Raw genomic sequence first — 1,048 nt, forward strand, 5'->3', positions numbered from 1 at the left:
CGTTATCTTGTCCTCGTCCCCCGTTAATCGTATCATTTCCGTCTCCGGTAGCAATGGTTTCATTAAAACTCCCCGTAAAGCTAATACTATCATTACCGGTTCCAGTAGTCAGGTTATTGAAGCGTTCAACATTTTTGACCATATTGCCATTACTTTCAGTGAAGGTTCCCCCACTGTTATCAATGGTTAAATTGGTGGTGAAACTACTAAAATCTCAAGTGCCGATGGTGTCTGTACCAGTCCCCCCATCAATGTTAAATACTCCATAACCCCCTCGGTCAAAGTAGTCATTAGCATTAGTCCCAGTAATTTGAAACCTTTCTATATTAGAGAAGGAAACGGAGTCAGAATTACCACTGCTATTAGTATAGGCACCAAAAGAACCATTCCAAGCATCACCACTCCAATAAATATAGCTACCCATTCCTGCTGGATAGGTGGTTGTCCCCGCGTAGGTGTTACTGGAGTAGTTGACAATTAATAGGTCGTTTCCGTCCCCACCATTGACGTTATCTTGTCCTCGTAAAGGACTAATAGTGTCATCCCCAGAAGTTCCCGTAATATTATCATTCCCTGGCGTTCCTGTAAAATCCGCCTGTTCTACTTGAATAATTTCCCCATTTACTATAATTGTTGTCTGGTCATTCTCTGCTCGTAAAGCGTCTAAGGTTGCCACATCCAGACTATTTCCCCGCACCAACTCCGCAAAAATTGCCCCCTCATCTCCGGCGCTATCCACCTGATTAACTTGAGCATCCACATAATGCCCAATTTCTTCTAAATTACATTAACTATCGTTGCCGACGAGGCCGTATTTAAAAAAGATGCTGATAGATAAATCTTATTGGTACTACTGGAATAGGCCCCTTTTGCCGTCCCTAAAACCTCATCACTAAGTACCTCAATCGGGGGAATTTGACTAAAATTTCGGCTTTTCCACTGCTGTCGTAATTCCGTCGCCTTAACCACATCATAATTTGTGCCAAAAGCAGTTTCTAAATTCGCCCAAAAACCATCAGATTGAGCGAAATTGAACAAAACATCGTCA

At 42.4% G+C, this 1,048-nt stretch carries 1 pseudogene; it reads right to left on the minus strand.

Annotated elements, in window-relative coordinates:
- Positions 1–1,048 (minus strand): annotated as a pseudogene (locus tag O9290_RS28475) (beta strand repeat-containing protein); the annotation flags it as partial.

Source organism: Microcystis sp. LE19-41.2A, assembly GCF_027530405.1.
GTDB classification, from domain to species: domain Bacteria; phylum Cyanobacteriota; class Cyanobacteriia; order Cyanobacteriales; family Microcystaceae; genus Microcystis; species Microcystis aeruginosa.